Raw genomic sequence first — 13561 nt, 5'->3', positions numbered from 1 at the left:
AACCCGGGCGGGGGCGTGCGGGGCTCCCCTAGAGTCTCCGCATGCTCCCCGTAGACCTGCCCGGCACGGTGCGTGACGCGCTGCTCGCCCCGCTCGTCGACCACCACTGCCACGGGGTGCGGCGCGACGACCTCGGCAGGGCCGGCTTCGAGCTGCTCATCAGCGGGGCCGGCAGCCCGGCGCCGCCCGGCACCACCCACTTCGACACGCCGCTCGGCGTCGCCGTACGGCGGTGGTGCGGGCCGCTGCTCGGCCTGGAGCCGCACGCGCCGCCCGCCGTCTACCTGGCCCGCCGCGAGGAGCTGGGCGCCGGCGAGGTCAACCGGCGGCTGCTGGCCGGGGCCGGGGTGGTGGCGTTCCTCGTCGACTCCGCCTCGCAGGACGGCGAGCTGCTGAGCGCCACCGAGATGGGCCGCCACGGCGGGGCCGCCGCCGACGAGCTGGTCCGCGTCGAGCACATCGAACGCGACGTCGCCGCCTCCGCCCAGCTCGCCGTCGACTACCTCGACGACCTGGGCGAGCAGCTCACCGCCAGGGCGGCGCGCGCGGTCGGGCTCAAGACCGTCGCGGGCGCGCTGTGCGGCCTCGACCTGGAGCCGTCCAGGCCCGCCCGGGGCGCCGTGATCGCCGCCGCCAACCGCCGCCTCGCCGACCCCAAGCCCCCGCTCACCGACCCGGTCCTGCTCCACTACCTGGTCTTGAGCGCCGTGGACGTGGCCAGAGAACGCGGCCTCCCCCTGCAGTTCCACTGCGGCCTCGGAAGCGGCCCCGGAAACGGCTTCGGAAGCGGTCCCGGATACGGCCCTGGAAGCGGCTTCGGAAGCGGCTTCGGAAGCGGCTTCGGAAGCGGCTTCGGAAGCGGCCTCGCCGGAGGTTACGAGAGCGGCCTCGGCGGCGTCCTCACCGGTGAGCCTGGAGGCGGCCTCGAATCCTGGCCCGGGGGCGGGCTCGGGGGCGGGCCCAGCGGTGGGTTTAGTGGTGGGCTCGGCGGACCGCTCGGCGAGCCGCATCGGGCGGACCCGGCCAGGCTGAGCGCGTTCGCGGCCGCGCTGCAGCCGCTCGGCGTCCCGATGATCCTGCTGCACACCTACCCGTTCCACCGCCAGGCCGCCTACCTGGCGGCGGCCTTCCCGCACGTGTACGTGGACGTCGGCCTCGCCCCGCCGCACACCGCCGCCGCGGCCCGCGTCATCGACGAGCTGCTGGAGCTGGCCCCGTTCCACAAGCAGCTGTTCAGCTCCGGCGCCTGCGGCCTGGCCGAAACCGCCTACCTGGGCGCGCTCACTTACCGCCGGGCCCTGTCCCGAGCCCTGGCCACCCGAATCGACTCAGGCGAGTGGAGCACCGCCGACGCCGCCAGAATCGCCCACATGATCGGCTCAGGTAACGCCCGCCGTATCTACCGCCTCTAACGGCTGCGCACGCACCACCCACCCCCCGCCCCCTGAGCAGCTTCCACCGCACGTCATCCGGCGCTCAGCGAAGCCACGTTCCGCAGCACTTCGCGCTGTCAGGCGCATTGCCGCATGGCGGTCTCTTCGCCGGCTTCCGCCGTGCGCCGCCTGGCGCTCGGCGAGGTAGCGTTTCGCAGTGCCTCTGACTCTCGTTTCGGGGCATTCCTGCACGGCCGTATCTCCGTTGGCCCTGCCGCGCCCCGGCGGGCGCCTGTGCGGCCTTGTCCTCAGCCCCGCCGATCGTTTGAGCAGGTCGTCGGCCTTCTTCGTGCGCGGTGCCGGCTCTAGGGGTGAAATACCCGAATAAAAATCCAAATTTCCCGTTTTTCAAACAGCCCGATCGTTTCTTGTCGATTTGTCAATATCGCTGTCATGATCGGTGGCGCCAGACAAACCTACCCCTTGGAGGTGCCGTGTCCTGGCGTCCCATCACCCTCGTGGCCGCGTTATGCCTCGCGCTCACCGTGCCCGGCACCGCGGCGGCCGACGACCCGCCGCCCGAGGTGGAGCAGCGGGCGGGCACCCGCGCCCCGGCAGAGGTGCACGGCCTCTCCGAGCCCGCGCAGGCGGGCGACCCGGTGGCCGCCGCCAAGGCGCACCTGGCCGACCCCCGCTACCACCTCGACCCCGCCGACCTGGCCCCGCTCAGGACGGTCGTGGACGGCGCCGACGAGACGGTCAGGTTCGCCCAGCGCCACCGAGGCGTGCCCGTCTTCGGCGCCCACTACCTGGTGCACTTCCGTAAGGACGGCGACCGGCGCGAGGTGGTCGGCGCGGGCGGCCGGTTCCTCACCGAGCTGACCGTCTCCACCACCCCCACCGTCACCGAAAAGACCGCCGCGCGGATCGCCCACGCCACCATGATCCGCGACCACCGGTCCCGCGAGCGCGTCACCGCCCAGGCCGCGGGGCTCGTCGTGGTGCCGGGCGGCACCGGCCAGCTGGCCTGGCACGTGGTGCTCACCGGCCGCGACGCGGTCGCCAAGAAGCCGCTGCTGCTCGACGCGTACGTGGACGCACACTCAGGCCGCCCCCTGTTCGCCGTGGACCGCCTGCGCATGGAGGGCCCGGTGACCGGCAGCGGGCAGACCGCGCACGGCCGTACCGTGGAGCTGAACGCCTACGAGCGCCCCGACGGCGGCTACGAGCTGCGCGACCGCACCCGCCCCATGTGGGACGGCACCGACGGCGAGATCCTCACCTACGACGCCGCCGGCCGCACCTTCTTCGACTTCTTCACCCCCGGCATCCCGGAGGGCACCGAGCTGGTCCGTTCCGCCACCCCCGTCTTCGGCCCCGAGCACACCGAGACCGGCGCCGTGGACGCCCACTGGAGCGCCGGGCGGGTCTACGAGTACTACCGCGGGCTCGGCCGCGACGGGCTCGACGGGCAGGGCGGCACCATGTACTCGGTGGTCAACGTCACGGCGGACGGCGAGCCGTACACCAACGCCTTCTGGGACGGCACCAAGATGGTCTACGGCGGAGGCGGCGACTACCACTCCTTCGCCGCCGCGCTCGACGTCGTCGGCCACGAGATGACCCACGGCGTCATCACGCACAGCGCCGACCTGGTCTACCTCGGCCAGTCCGGCGCGATCAACGAGGGCTTGGCCGACTACTTCGGCAACGCCATCCAGGTGGACACGTACGGCATCCCGATGAGCGACCCGAACGCGAGCCTGCTCGGCGAGACGCTGTGCAAGACCGCCCCGCCGGAGGAGTGCGCCGGCCGTGACCTCGGCGACGGTCGCGTGGCCGGCGAGGACTACCTCGGCTTCACCGTCGGCTACGACAACGGCGGCGTGCACTACAACTCCACGATCTTCTCCGGCGCCCTCTGGGAGGTCAGGGAGACGCTGGGCGGCGCCGTCGCCGACCGGCTCGTCTACAAGGCGCTCACCGAGTACATGACGCCGCTGGACGACTTCGTGGACGGCCGCCGCGCCGTCGAGTCGGCGGCCCGCGCGCTCGGCATGTCCGCCCGCGACAAGCTGACCGTCGCCCGCGCGTTCGACCGGCACGGCATCAGGCCGGGCTGGGAGCGCGCGCTGCGCACCGACTCGCGCGTGCTGATCGACGGCATCACCGACCGCCTGGCGCGCCCCGACGTGGCCGGCGACCGGTACGTCATCTCCAACACCTCGCCCGACGCCCTGTCGCCGAGCGTGATCCTCACCGGCCGGATCGGCGGCGGCAAGCCGGTGCGCCTGTCGGAGGGCGAGCGGTGGAACTCCGTCCCGGCCACCGACGGAAGGCGGGCCGCGTGGACCTCGTTCGACGCCGCGCAGGAGCACTACCAGGTCCACGTCCGCCCGCTCGACCGCAGCTCGCCGCCCGAGCTGGTCTTCGACGCCCCGAGCCTCGTCGACTCGGTGGCGATCGACGGCGACACGATCGTGTGGGACGGCGTCGGCGCCGACGGCGAGCACGGGGTCTGGGTCAAGCGCGGCTCCGCGGCGCCCGTCGAGGTCACCGCCGAGGCCGCCGTGCACGGGTTCTCGCCGTCGCTCAAGGGCGGCAGGCTCGCCTACGAGCGGTACTGGACGGAGGACGGCGCACTGCGCAGCGCACCCGCCGTCGTCGACCTCAGGACCGGCGCCGAGACCGTCATTCCCATGCCGGCCGGCTCGTGGACCGCGAAGCCGATCCTGACCGGCCGTCACCTCGTCTGGACGTACGACGAGGACGACGACGGCCGCTACGGCATCATGCGGGCCGCACCCGACGGCACCCGCAGGGCCGTCGTCGTGCGGGACGGCCCGCAGGCGCCCGGGCCGAACTGGTTCGACGCCAACGACGAGGTCGCCACCATCGGCGTGTGGCCCGACGGCAGCGGGATCTCGAACGCGATCCTGGCGAAGATCCACCAGGTGCCGCTCGGCGGCGGGACCCCGCAGCGCTACTCGTGCAACCGGGGATTGCAGGACTACTTCGCCGCCGGAAAGGGCACAACCGTCGTCTGGCTCGACGGCACCGACGGGAACACCGACCTGGTGACCCGCGACCGGCCCGCGCCGCGCTGCCGTACCGGCTCGTGACGCCGGGCCGGGTGACCGCCGGGCGACGGCCCGCGCAAGCGGGTTGACCTGGGCAGGCGCCCGCCGCACCATGCGAGGGGGGCGGCGGGCGCCGAGCCCTGGTCAGGCGTCTCACTGCGGAAACCGAGCGGGGGCTCCCATGCGCACTGCCGAACCCGAGGTCTTCATCGTCGCCCGCCCGGCGCTCGACTACGACGAGCTGGCCCGCTACCTCGCCGAGGTCGGCGGGGCGAGGTGGCTGGAGCGGCTCGACCGCGGCGACCTCGACGCGCAGAACCTCGCGGAGTTCGCCGGCCGGCTCTGCTACCGCTCGTTCGAGCCGGGACTCAACCCCAACGTGACGAAGATCAGGGAGAACCAGGACGACTACCTGCGCAACATCCTGGCCAGCGCCCACGGCTCGGTCCTGGAGCACGTGAGCTTCAGCTTCGTGCTGCACGACGTCAGCCGGGTGCTGACCCACGAGCTGGTACGCCACCGGCCCGGCGTGGCCATCTCGCAGGAGTCACTGCGCTTCGTCCGCCTCGACGAACTGCCGTTCTGGTTCCCGGAGTGGGCGCGCGAGGACGACGAGCTGATGCGGCGGGCCACGGCCGTGCTGGAGGAGCTGGAGCGGTTCCAGGTCTGGATGGCCGGCCACTTCGGGCTCGATGAGGAGGGCGTGCCGTTCTCCGAGAAGAAGCACCGCACGTCGTTCATGCGGCGCTTCGCCCCCGAAGGCGTGGCGACCGGCCTGGTGTGGACCGCGAACGTGCGCACCCTGCGGCACACCATCGAGGCCCGCACCGCGACCGGGGCGGAGGAGGAGATCCGCCTGGTGTTCCAGCGCATCGGCGAGCTGATGCGCGAGGAGGCGCCCGCCCTCTTCGGCGACTACGTCGTCGAGGACGGGGCCTGGATCCCCGGCTGGCGCAAGGTCTGACCCCTGGATCAGGCGAGGGCGGGCAGCACGTAGACCTCGGCGCCCGGCGGCATGGCGCAGTCGAGGCCGCCGAGCCCCCGGGAGTTCTCGCCGCACACGAACATGCTGATGTGGCGGCGGATGCGGCCGTATTCGTCGCGCAGCCGCTCCTCCAGCATGGGGTGGGTGCGCCGCAGCATGTCGAGCGCCGAGCGCAGGGTGGGCGGCGAGTCGCGGTCGTCGCCCACGGCGAAGACCGCGACCTCCTGGCGCCCGCTCACCCACCGCCGCAGCGAGCTGGGCAGCACGAACACGACCATCGTCACCGGTCTGGCCATGATCTAGAGCACCGCCGCACGCACGGTGAGCACGTCGGGCAGGTGGCGGGCGACCGTGGACCACGTCTCGCCGTCGTCGCGCGAGCCGTAGACCTCGCCTGAGCGGGTGCCGAAGAACACCCCGGCGTCGGAGGCGGTCATCGCGTCGCGCAGCACGGTGGAGTAGACGGGCTCGTCGGGCAGCCCCTGGGAGGAGGCCTGCCAGGTGGCGCCGCCGTCGTCGCTGCGGTGGACGCGGTAGCGGTGGCCGACCGGCGTGCGGTCCATGTCGGCGTGGAGCGGCAGCACGTAGACCGTGTCGGGCCGCGACGGGTGCACCGCGATGGGGAAGCCGAAGTCGGACGGCAGCGAGGTGCCGATGTCGCGCCAGCTGGCCCCGAAGTCGTCGCTGCGGTAGACGCCGAAGTGGTGCTGGAGGTAGAGCCGCTCGGGCCGGGACGGGTGCATCGACACCTTGTGGACGCACTGCCCGAACTCAGGATATTGCTGGCCCTCCGGCATGAACGGGGCCCTGATGTTCTTGTTGGCCGCCTCCCACGACAGCCCGCCGTCGCGGGTGCGGTAGAAGCCGGCCGCCGAGACGGCGACGGCCATGATCTCGGGGTCGGTGGGGTGGTTGACGATCGTGTGCAGGCACAGCCCGCCGCCGCCCGGCTCCCACCGCTCGCGGTGCGGATGCTCCCACAGACCCTCGACCAGCCGATAGGTGACGCCGCGGTCTTCCGAGCGGAACAGCGCGGCCGGCTCGGCCCCCGCCCAGACGACGTCGGGCTCGGACGGCGACGGCGCGAGCTGCCAGACCTTGGCGAGCGTCGCCCCGGTCTTCTCCGGGAAGGCGACGGGCGGGTGGTCGGCCTCGTGCCAGGTGGCGCCGAGGTCGTCGGAGTACATCACCGACGGGCCGAAGTGGCCGTATTCGATGCCGGCCAGCAGCCGGGGCGTGGCGCCCCTGGTGTCGATCGCCACCGCGTGCACGGCGACCGTGGAGAACTGGATCGGCTGGACCTCGAACGGGCCGCCGCCCGTCGAGCGGGCCAGGAACAGGCCCTTACGGGTGCCGACCGCGAGCATTGCGTCACTCATGACTTCGCTCCCATGTTCGCTTGCGGTCATCGTGCCACGCGCCACCGACAGTTACCGAGGACTGGGCGATTCCGCTCGCAAGCATCTCGCTTACCTGGGGGGTAATCGAGACGCTTCCCTCTGATCGCTACCGTGAGGGGCATGGAAGCGGTCGCCGTACATGAGGAGTCCTTCGGTTCGCTGCTGCGCTCGTGGCGGCAGCGGCGCCGGGTGAGCCAGCTCGACCTGGCCATCGAGGCGGGGGTGTCGGCCCGCCACGTCAGTTTCCTGGAGACCGGGCGGGCCAGGCCGAGCCGCGAGATGGTGACGCGGCTGGCCGAGGAGCTGGACGTGCCGCTGCGGCACCGCAACCGGCTGCTGGTGGCCGCCGGGTTCGCCCCGGTCTATCCGGAACGCGAGGTGCGCGCGCCCGAGCTGCAGGCCGTCCGGCAGGCGCTGGACACGATCCTGGCGGGGCACGAGCCATATCCGGCGGTCGTGGTGGACGTGGCGTGGAACCTGGTGGCGGCCAACGCGGCGGCTGGGATGTTCCTGGAGGGCGTGCCCGATGAGCTGCTGAAGGAGCCGGTCAACGTGATGCGGCTGTCGCTGCACCCCGACGCGATGGGCGGGCGGCTGCTCAACCTGGCCGAGGTACGCGGCCACCTGCTGCGCCAGCTGCGCCGCCAGGCCGAGTCGTCGGGCGACGGGCGGCTGGCCGAGCTGCACGACGAGCTGGCCGCGTACACCTACAAGGACGGGGCCGGCGTCGAGGCCAATGTGGCGCACCTGACGGGGCCGTCCGACCTCCTCATCCCGCTGCGCATCGCCGCGGGCGACCGGGTGCTGTCGCTGTTCACCACGATCGCGACGTTCGGCACGCCGATGGACGTCACGGTCTCCGAGCTGGCCATCGAGACGTTCTGGCCGGCCGACGAGGAGACGGCGGCGGCCTTCCGCGTCAGCGGGCGGTGAGGGGGAGCGCGGGCGGCGGCTCGCCGGCGGCGACCGCGGCCTCGATCGAGGCCAGGGGCGCGGGACCTGGCACGATCGGCAGGCCGCCGGTGACGGTGTGCGTGCGCACGTCGGGCAGGCCCTCGGCGGGCGGCGCGGCGACGGCGAAGACGGGGAAGGCGTGGCCGCCCGGCACGACGGAGACGGAGATGTAGTCGCCCACCGTCCTGCCCTGGCCGGTGACCGGCAGCCAGCCGACCGCCATCGGCCCGTGCAGCTCCAGCGGCGCCGACCAGCTCGCCCCGCCGTTGGCCGAGGAGGTGTGGCCGACGGTGAGGCGGCAGGTGGCGGGCACGCAGGCGGCGTCGGCGTAGCGGTAGTACGTCACCGCGAGCCGCGCCCGCTCGCCCTTGCTCGCGCGGTCCACGCCGAGCCCCGGGATGACGTGGTCGCCGCCGTCGTCGGTCACCCGCAGCACGTCGCCCCACCGCTCGCCGGTGGCCGACGTGCTGAGCACGATGTCGTTGCCGGCGCAGCCGTGCTGGAAGCGGCAGTCGTGCCAGGCGACGTAGACGGTGCCGGCGGCGTCGGTCTCGGCCGAGGGCAGCGGTAACGCCCGCAGCCCGCCCGCCGGCGTGTGCCGCTCCACCCGCGAGACCAGCGTGCTCTCGCTCCAGCTCGCCCCGCCGTCGCGGGACCGGAACGAGCGGATCTCTCCGTCGTTGCTCAGGTACGGCACCACGACGGTCCCGTTGGGCCGCACCACCGGCTGCCCGCCCAGCCCGCTCGCTCTGGTGACCGCGACGGTCCAGGACAGGCCGCCGTCGACCGAGCGGGCCACCCTCATCGCGTTCGCCACGGCGTGGTCGTCGAACACGGCGTAGCACTGCCCCCGGTACGGGCTGCCGTCCCCGTTGTCGCAGACCACCCAGCTCTTGTCCAGGTCGCCGCCCACGGCGGTGACCACCGGCGGCGACCACGCCACCCCGTCGGTGGAGCGGCTGGTCAGCACGGCCGCCCCGGTCACCCCGCCGGTCACCCCGCCGGTGTCGGACAGCCCGATCGAGGTGATCAGCCACACGCCGTGCAGGGCGTCGTAGGCCACCGAGGGGTCGGCGGTGCGCGCGTGCACGCCGCCCGCCGCCGTGGTGAGGCCGGGCAGCGTCCCCCTGCTCCAGGTGGCGCCGCCGTCGCCGGACATCGCGTACGCGATGCCGGCCGCGCCTCCGTCGGACAACCGGCCCGTCTGGTGCGCCGCCACGACCACGTCGCCCCACTGGTAGGTGTCGGCGCCGCCCTGCGGGCCGGGCCGCGGCGCGGTGGTGCCGATCTCGGGGCCGATCTCGGTGAGGGGGACCGCCTCGGACGCTGTGGCGGGTGCCTGCGCGATCAGCGACGCCGCGGCCACGAGGGTGACGAGGGCGACGAGCCCGCCGATCGTACGGCGCCGGGCGGGAAGGGGCACGCTCCACCTCCGCGTGGGGGGTCACCCTCCAGATGGCCTCTTCCCCGCCCGATTGTCAACCTTTCGATCACTGTTGTCAGCGTTCGCCGTGCACGGTGTCCCTGTGGATGCGGGCCGGCGGGACGCCGTCGCCCTGGAGGCGGCGCACGGTCTCGTTGACCATGCTGGAGGGGCCGCACACGTACACGTCGTGCTCCGACCAGGAGTGGAAGCGCTGGGTCACCTCGGGCAGGTGGCCGCGCATGCCCTCGTAGCCCGGCTCGTCCGACACCACGGGCAGCACCCGCAGCCACGGGAACGACGACTGCATCCTGATCAGGTCCGGCAGGTCGTACAGCTCGCCCGAGGTGCGGGCGCCGTACAGCAGGTGGATGTTGGGGCGGCGGCCCGAGGCGATGATGGACTCCACGATCGCCTTCAGCGGCGCGAGTCCCGTGCCGCCCGCCACGCACAGCACGTCGCGCGCGCTGTGCTCGCGCGGCGTCATCGAGCCCATGGGCGGGCCCAGCATGAGCGTGTCGCCGATGCGGGTGTGCCTGATCAGCGTGGTCGAGACCCAGCCGCCGGGCACCGAGCGCACGTGCAGTTTGATCATGTTGTCCGGGCGCGGCGCGTTGGCGATGGAGAACGTCCGCCACACGCGCGGCCAGCGCGCGGTCTGCACGGTGACGTACTGTCCCGGCGTGTACGGCAGCCGCTGCGTCGGCCGCAACGTGATGACCGCGATGTCGCGGTGGCGCAGCTCGTGGTCGACGACCTCGGCCAGCCACCACGCGGGGGACACCCCGGCGTCGGACTCGGCCGAGCCGATCATGAGATTGGCGGCCGCCGAGTACGCCGCCACCCAGGCCGCCTCGATCTCGTCGTTCCAGACGTCGGCCGCGAAGCGGCGGATCGTGGCCAGCAGGGCGTTGCCCACGGCCGTGTAGTGCTCGGCGACGACGCCGTACTTGCGGTGGTCGCGGCCGAGCTGGCCGAGGTAGGCCGCCATGCCGTCCGGGCTGTCCAGGCTCCACACGATCCTGGTCAACGCGCTGAACAGCCGGTCCCGCTGCACGTTCATCGCGGGCGGGAACATGCTCCGCAAGTGCGGGTTCTCGGCGAACAAGCGGCCGTAGAAGTAGGCCGTGGCCTTGGCGGCCACGGGTTCGACGAGGGAGAAACTCTCCTTCACCAGGCGCGGATTCAACGACATGAAAACAACCCCACCCCTTGACCGGAAACGCATTCCGGTCTCGCCGTTCACCTCCCTGACGTTCCGGGTCGTGAGCGCGGGACCCCTCCCCGGCATGTCCGTACGCTCGAAATCGAGTCTTACACCCGCGATGACCCGCCACAACCGTTTCCCCCCAATACGGTGCGAAGCAGAACTATCAGTGATGGCTCCGTGATTCTCCGCACTCGGGATCTCTGGAATTTCGGTCGTCGAATATGAAAACAACTAATTTTCATATTGAGCAACGAAAAATGCGCGTATGGCGGGATGATCGTCGCCCTTCCGGCGGGATACGCCCGGCTAACCGGACAACCCGGGAAGAGGGTGTCGGACGGGAGGCAAGCCGCACGAGGGGATCTTCAGGAAGGGTGACATATCGGAAAGACTGTGCGCCATGATGGGGGAGTGCATGGGGCCGCCTTCGCACCTCGGCGGAGGGCGGCCGTACGAACTCCACCATGCCCTTGGGAGATCGCATGTCCCGACCGCTGATCGGCGTCACCGCCTACTTCGAGGCCGCCCGCTGGGGCGACTGGGTACGCGAGGCCGTGCTGTCTCCCCCCTCCTACGCCAAGATGGTCGGCCGGGCGGGCGGCGCGCCCGTCGTCCTGCCGCCCATCGCCCCCAGCGCTGTCGACGACTACGTCAGCGGGCTGCGCGGCGTCGTCCTGGCCGGCGGCGCCGAGCTGGCCGCCGACGCCTACAACGGCGAGCAGGACCCCAGGGCCGACGAGCCGCAGCCCCACCGCGACCGCTTCGAGCTGGCCCTGGCCCGGGCCGCCATCCGGGCCGACGTGCCCGTCCTCGCCATCGGCCGCGGCATGCACGTGCTCAACGTCGCCCAGGGCGGCACCCTCATCCCGTGGCTGCCCGACGTCCTCGACAGCGACCGCCACGCGGAGCCCGACGGCGGCCACGTCATCCAGGTCAGCGTCACCAGCAAGCTCGGCAAGGCCGTCGGCGACCGCGTCGAGGTCAGCGCGCCCCACCGCCAGTCCGTACGCAGGCTCGGCACGGGCCTGCTGGCCGTGGCCTGGGCGGAGGACCAGATCGTCGAGGGCATCGAGCTGCAGGGGCACCGCTTCGGCGTGGGCGTCCAATGGCACCCGGAACGCGGCACCGACACCCGGCTCTTCGATGCGTTCATCGAGGCGGCCCGCTAGGCTGCTGATCATGCCGCTGCACCCCCAGGCGCGGGATTACGTCGCCCAGTTCCTAGCCGGCTCCGACGACGAGGGGCTGGCCGGTCTCGACCTGGCCGCCATCCAGGAGATGCGCGCGAGCGACCCCATGGCCGTCCACCGGGGGCCGCTGACCAAGCTGCCGTTCGTCCGCGACGAGCTGGCCGAGGGCGTGCCCATCCGCATCTACCGCGCCGACCCGGGCGACGCGCCCCTGCCGGTCCTGGTCTACTTCCACGGCGGCGGCTGGGTCTTCGGCAGCGTCAAGCGCAATGACGCGATCGGCCGCGACCTCGCCATCCGCACCGGCGCCGTGGTGGTCTCCGTCGACTACCGGCTGGCGCCCGAGCACCCCTTCCCGGCCGCCGCCGACGACGCCTGGACGGTCGTGCGCGACCTGTTCGCCCGCCCGGCCTTCTACCAGAGCAACGGCAGCGTCGCCGTCATCGGCGACAGCGCCGGCGCCAACCTGGCCGCCGTGGCCGCCTGGCAGGCCCGCGACGCCGGCCTGCGCCTGGCCCACCAGGTGCTCGTCTATCCGGTGCTCGACGCCGCCATGGACACCCCCAGCTACACCGCGAACGCCAAGGGCTACGGCCTCGACGCCGCCGACATGGCCTGGTTCGTCAGCCGATACGCCGGCGACGTCGACCCCGCCGACCCGCGCCTGTCGCCGCTGCGCCTGCCCGACGTCTCAGACCTGGCCCCCGCCACCGTGGTCACCGCCGAGTACGACGTCCTGAGAGACGAGGGCGAGCACTACGCCGCCCGCCTCGCCGACGCGGGCGTCCCCGCCGAGCTGCGCAGGTACGACGGCGCCGTCCACGGCTTCTTCGTCCTGCCCGGCCTGTTCGACCAGGCCGTCGAGGCCCGCGACTACGTGGCGCAGCGGCTGCGGGAGCACCTGTGAAAGACGCCTACATCAAGCTGCGGCTCGACACCCCCGCCGACGGCGTGCTGCGCGTCACGATCAGCGAGCCCGCCAGGCTCAACGCCGTCGACGCCACCGCGCACCGCGAGCTGGGCGAGATCTGGCGCGACGCCGACCGCGACGCGTCCGTACGCGCGATCGTGGTCAGGGGAGAGGGCGCCGCGTTCTCCGCCGGCGGCGACCTGTCCATGATCGAGGACATGATGCGCGACCACGACACCCGGATGCGGGTGTTCACCGAGGCCCGCGACATCGTCTACAACGTGCTCAACTGCTCCAAGCCCATCGTCTCCGCCATCCAGGGCCCCGCCGTCGGCGCCGGGCTCGCGGTCGCGCTGCTGGCCGATATCTCCGTGGCCGGCCGCACCGCCCGCATCATCGACGGCCACACCAGGCTCGGCGTCGCGGCAGGCGACCACGCCGCCATCGTCTGGCCGCTGCTGTGCGGCATGGCCAAGGCGAAATACCACCTGCTGCTCTGCGAGCCGGTCACCGGCGAGCAGGCCGAGCGCATGGGCCTGGTGAGCCTGTGCGTCGAGGACGACGAGGTGCACGAGAAGGCGATGGAGATCGCGGTCAGGCTCGCCGCCGGCGCCCAAGACGCGATCAGGCTGACGAAATACTCGCTCAACAACTGGCTGCGCCTGGCCGGTCCGTCCTTCGACGCCTCGCTGGCCATGGAGTTCCTCGGCTTCACCGGGCCCGACGCCGCCGAGGGCGTGCGCGCCCTGCGCGGGAAGCGGCCGCCCGCGTTCGGCTGACCTCGGCTTTCACCGTCCTGGTGTGCTTCCCCCGCCCTCGGGTAGTCGGGGCGCGTGGACGTCGAAGGGCCGCTTTCCGCCGAGGCCGAGAACGCCGCCCCGGCACCCGGAGCCCGGGCGTCCATCGCACAGGGGGAGGAGGTCATCCAGCCGTCGTGATCATCTCACGGCGACCAGCCCACCGGCCGGTCCACCCTTCGCCTCATGGCGGGACCAGGGACGTGATCCGTACGGCGATGGGCACGCCGGCCGGCAGG

11 protein-coding genes are annotated in these 13561 nt (G+C 72.5%); 7 read left to right on the top strand and 4 right to left on the bottom strand.

From position 1 onward, the window contains the following. The first annotated feature begins 41 nt into the window (after positions 1–41). The 3 genes from AB0K18_RS38900 to thyX all read left to right on the top strand — a co-directional run bounded on the left by AB0K18_RS38900 (position 42) and on the right by thyX (position 5417). A complete protein-coding gene (locus AB0K18_RS38900; RefSeq protein ID WP_364925197.1) occupies positions 42–1412 on the top strand; it encodes an amidohydrolase in 1371 nt (456 codons plus the stop codon). Between the two features lie 455 nt (positions 1413–1867). Further along, entirely contained in the window at positions 1868–4495 is a 2628-nt protein-coding gene (locus AB0K18_RS38895) for a M4 family metallopeptidase (RefSeq protein ID WP_364925195.1), read from the top strand. Positions 4496–4634: 139 nt separating this feature from the next. After that, positions 4635–5417 (top strand): FAD-dependent thymidylate synthase, encoded by a 783-nt coding sequence (gene thyX, locus AB0K18_RS38890; protein WP_364925192.1) that lies wholly within the window; start codon positions 4635–4637, stop codon positions 5415–5417. An 8-nt stretch (positions 5418–5425) separates the two neighbouring features. On the opposite strand, the gene AB0K18_RS38885 is transcribed toward thyX, so the two are convergent. Together AB0K18_RS38885 and AB0K18_RS38880 are read right to left on the bottom strand one after the other, a co-directional pair. Next, complete coding sequence (locus AB0K18_RS38885; protein ID WP_345403508.1) at positions 5426–5734, bottom strand: molybdopterin synthase sulfur carrier subunit; 309 nt, start codon at positions 5732–5734, stop codon at positions 5426–5428. A gap of 3 nt (positions 5735–5737) precedes the next feature. Further along, positions 5738–6817, bottom strand: coding sequence for an exo-alpha-sialidase (locus AB0K18_RS38880; RefSeq protein WP_364925190.1), 1080 nt, complete (start codon positions 6815–6817; stop codon positions 5738–5740). A gap of 141 nt (positions 6818–6958) precedes the next feature. Between AB0K18_RS38880 and AB0K18_RS38875 the strand changes: the two genes are divergently transcribed. Beyond that, positions 6959–7771 (top strand): helix-turn-helix transcriptional regulator, encoded by an 813-nt coding sequence (locus AB0K18_RS38875; RefSeq protein WP_364925188.1) that lies wholly within the window; start codon positions 6959–6961, stop codon positions 7769–7771. Here the strand turns inward: AB0K18_RS38875 and AB0K18_RS38870 are convergent. Both AB0K18_RS38870 and AB0K18_RS38865 read right to left on the bottom strand, forming a co-directional pair. Then, positions 7758–9215, bottom strand: coding sequence for a sialidase family protein (locus tag AB0K18_RS38870; protein WP_364925186.1), 1458 nt, complete (start codon positions 9213–9215; stop codon positions 7758–7760). The two genes, AB0K18_RS38875 and AB0K18_RS38870, sit on opposite strands and share 14 nt — an antisense overlap. 76 nt (positions 9216–9291) lie before the next feature. Further along, positions 9292–10410, bottom strand: coding sequence for a globin domain-containing protein (locus AB0K18_RS38865; protein ID WP_364925184.1), 1119 nt, complete (start codon positions 10408–10410; stop codon positions 9292–9294). Between the two features lie 497 nt (positions 10411–10907). On the opposite strand from AB0K18_RS38865, the gene AB0K18_RS38860 reads away from it, so the two are divergent. From AB0K18_RS38860 to AB0K18_RS38850, 3 genes are read left to right on the top strand one after another with little or no spacing between them, the layout of a single operon-like run. Continuing rightward, entirely contained in the window at positions 10908–11594 is a 687-nt protein-coding gene (locus AB0K18_RS38860) for a gamma-glutamyl-gamma-aminobutyrate hydrolase family protein (protein ID WP_364925181.1), read from the top strand. A 10-nt stretch (positions 11595–11604) separates the two neighbouring features. Further along, entirely contained in the window at positions 11605–12522 is a 918-nt protein-coding gene (locus tag AB0K18_RS38855; protein ID WP_364925178.1) for an alpha/beta hydrolase, read from the top strand. Beyond that, a complete protein-coding gene (locus AB0K18_RS38850) occupies positions 12519–13304 on the top strand; it encodes an enoyl-CoA hydratase/isomerase family protein (protein ID WP_364925175.1) in 786 nt (261 codons plus the stop codon). Before AB0K18_RS38855 ends, AB0K18_RS38850 begins: the two co-directional genes overlap by 4 nt. The last annotated feature ends 257 nt before the right edge of the window (positions 13305–13561 follow it).

It is taken from the genome of Nonomuraea sp. NPDC049421, from assembly GCF_040677005.1.
In the GTDB taxonomy this organism is placed as follows: Bacteria; Actinomycetota; Actinomycetes; order Streptosporangiales; family Streptosporangiaceae; genus Nonomuraea; species Nonomuraea salmonea.
The sequence above is the reverse complement of the archived record's forward strand: the minus strand, read 5'-3'. Positions and strand labels throughout refer to the sequence as shown.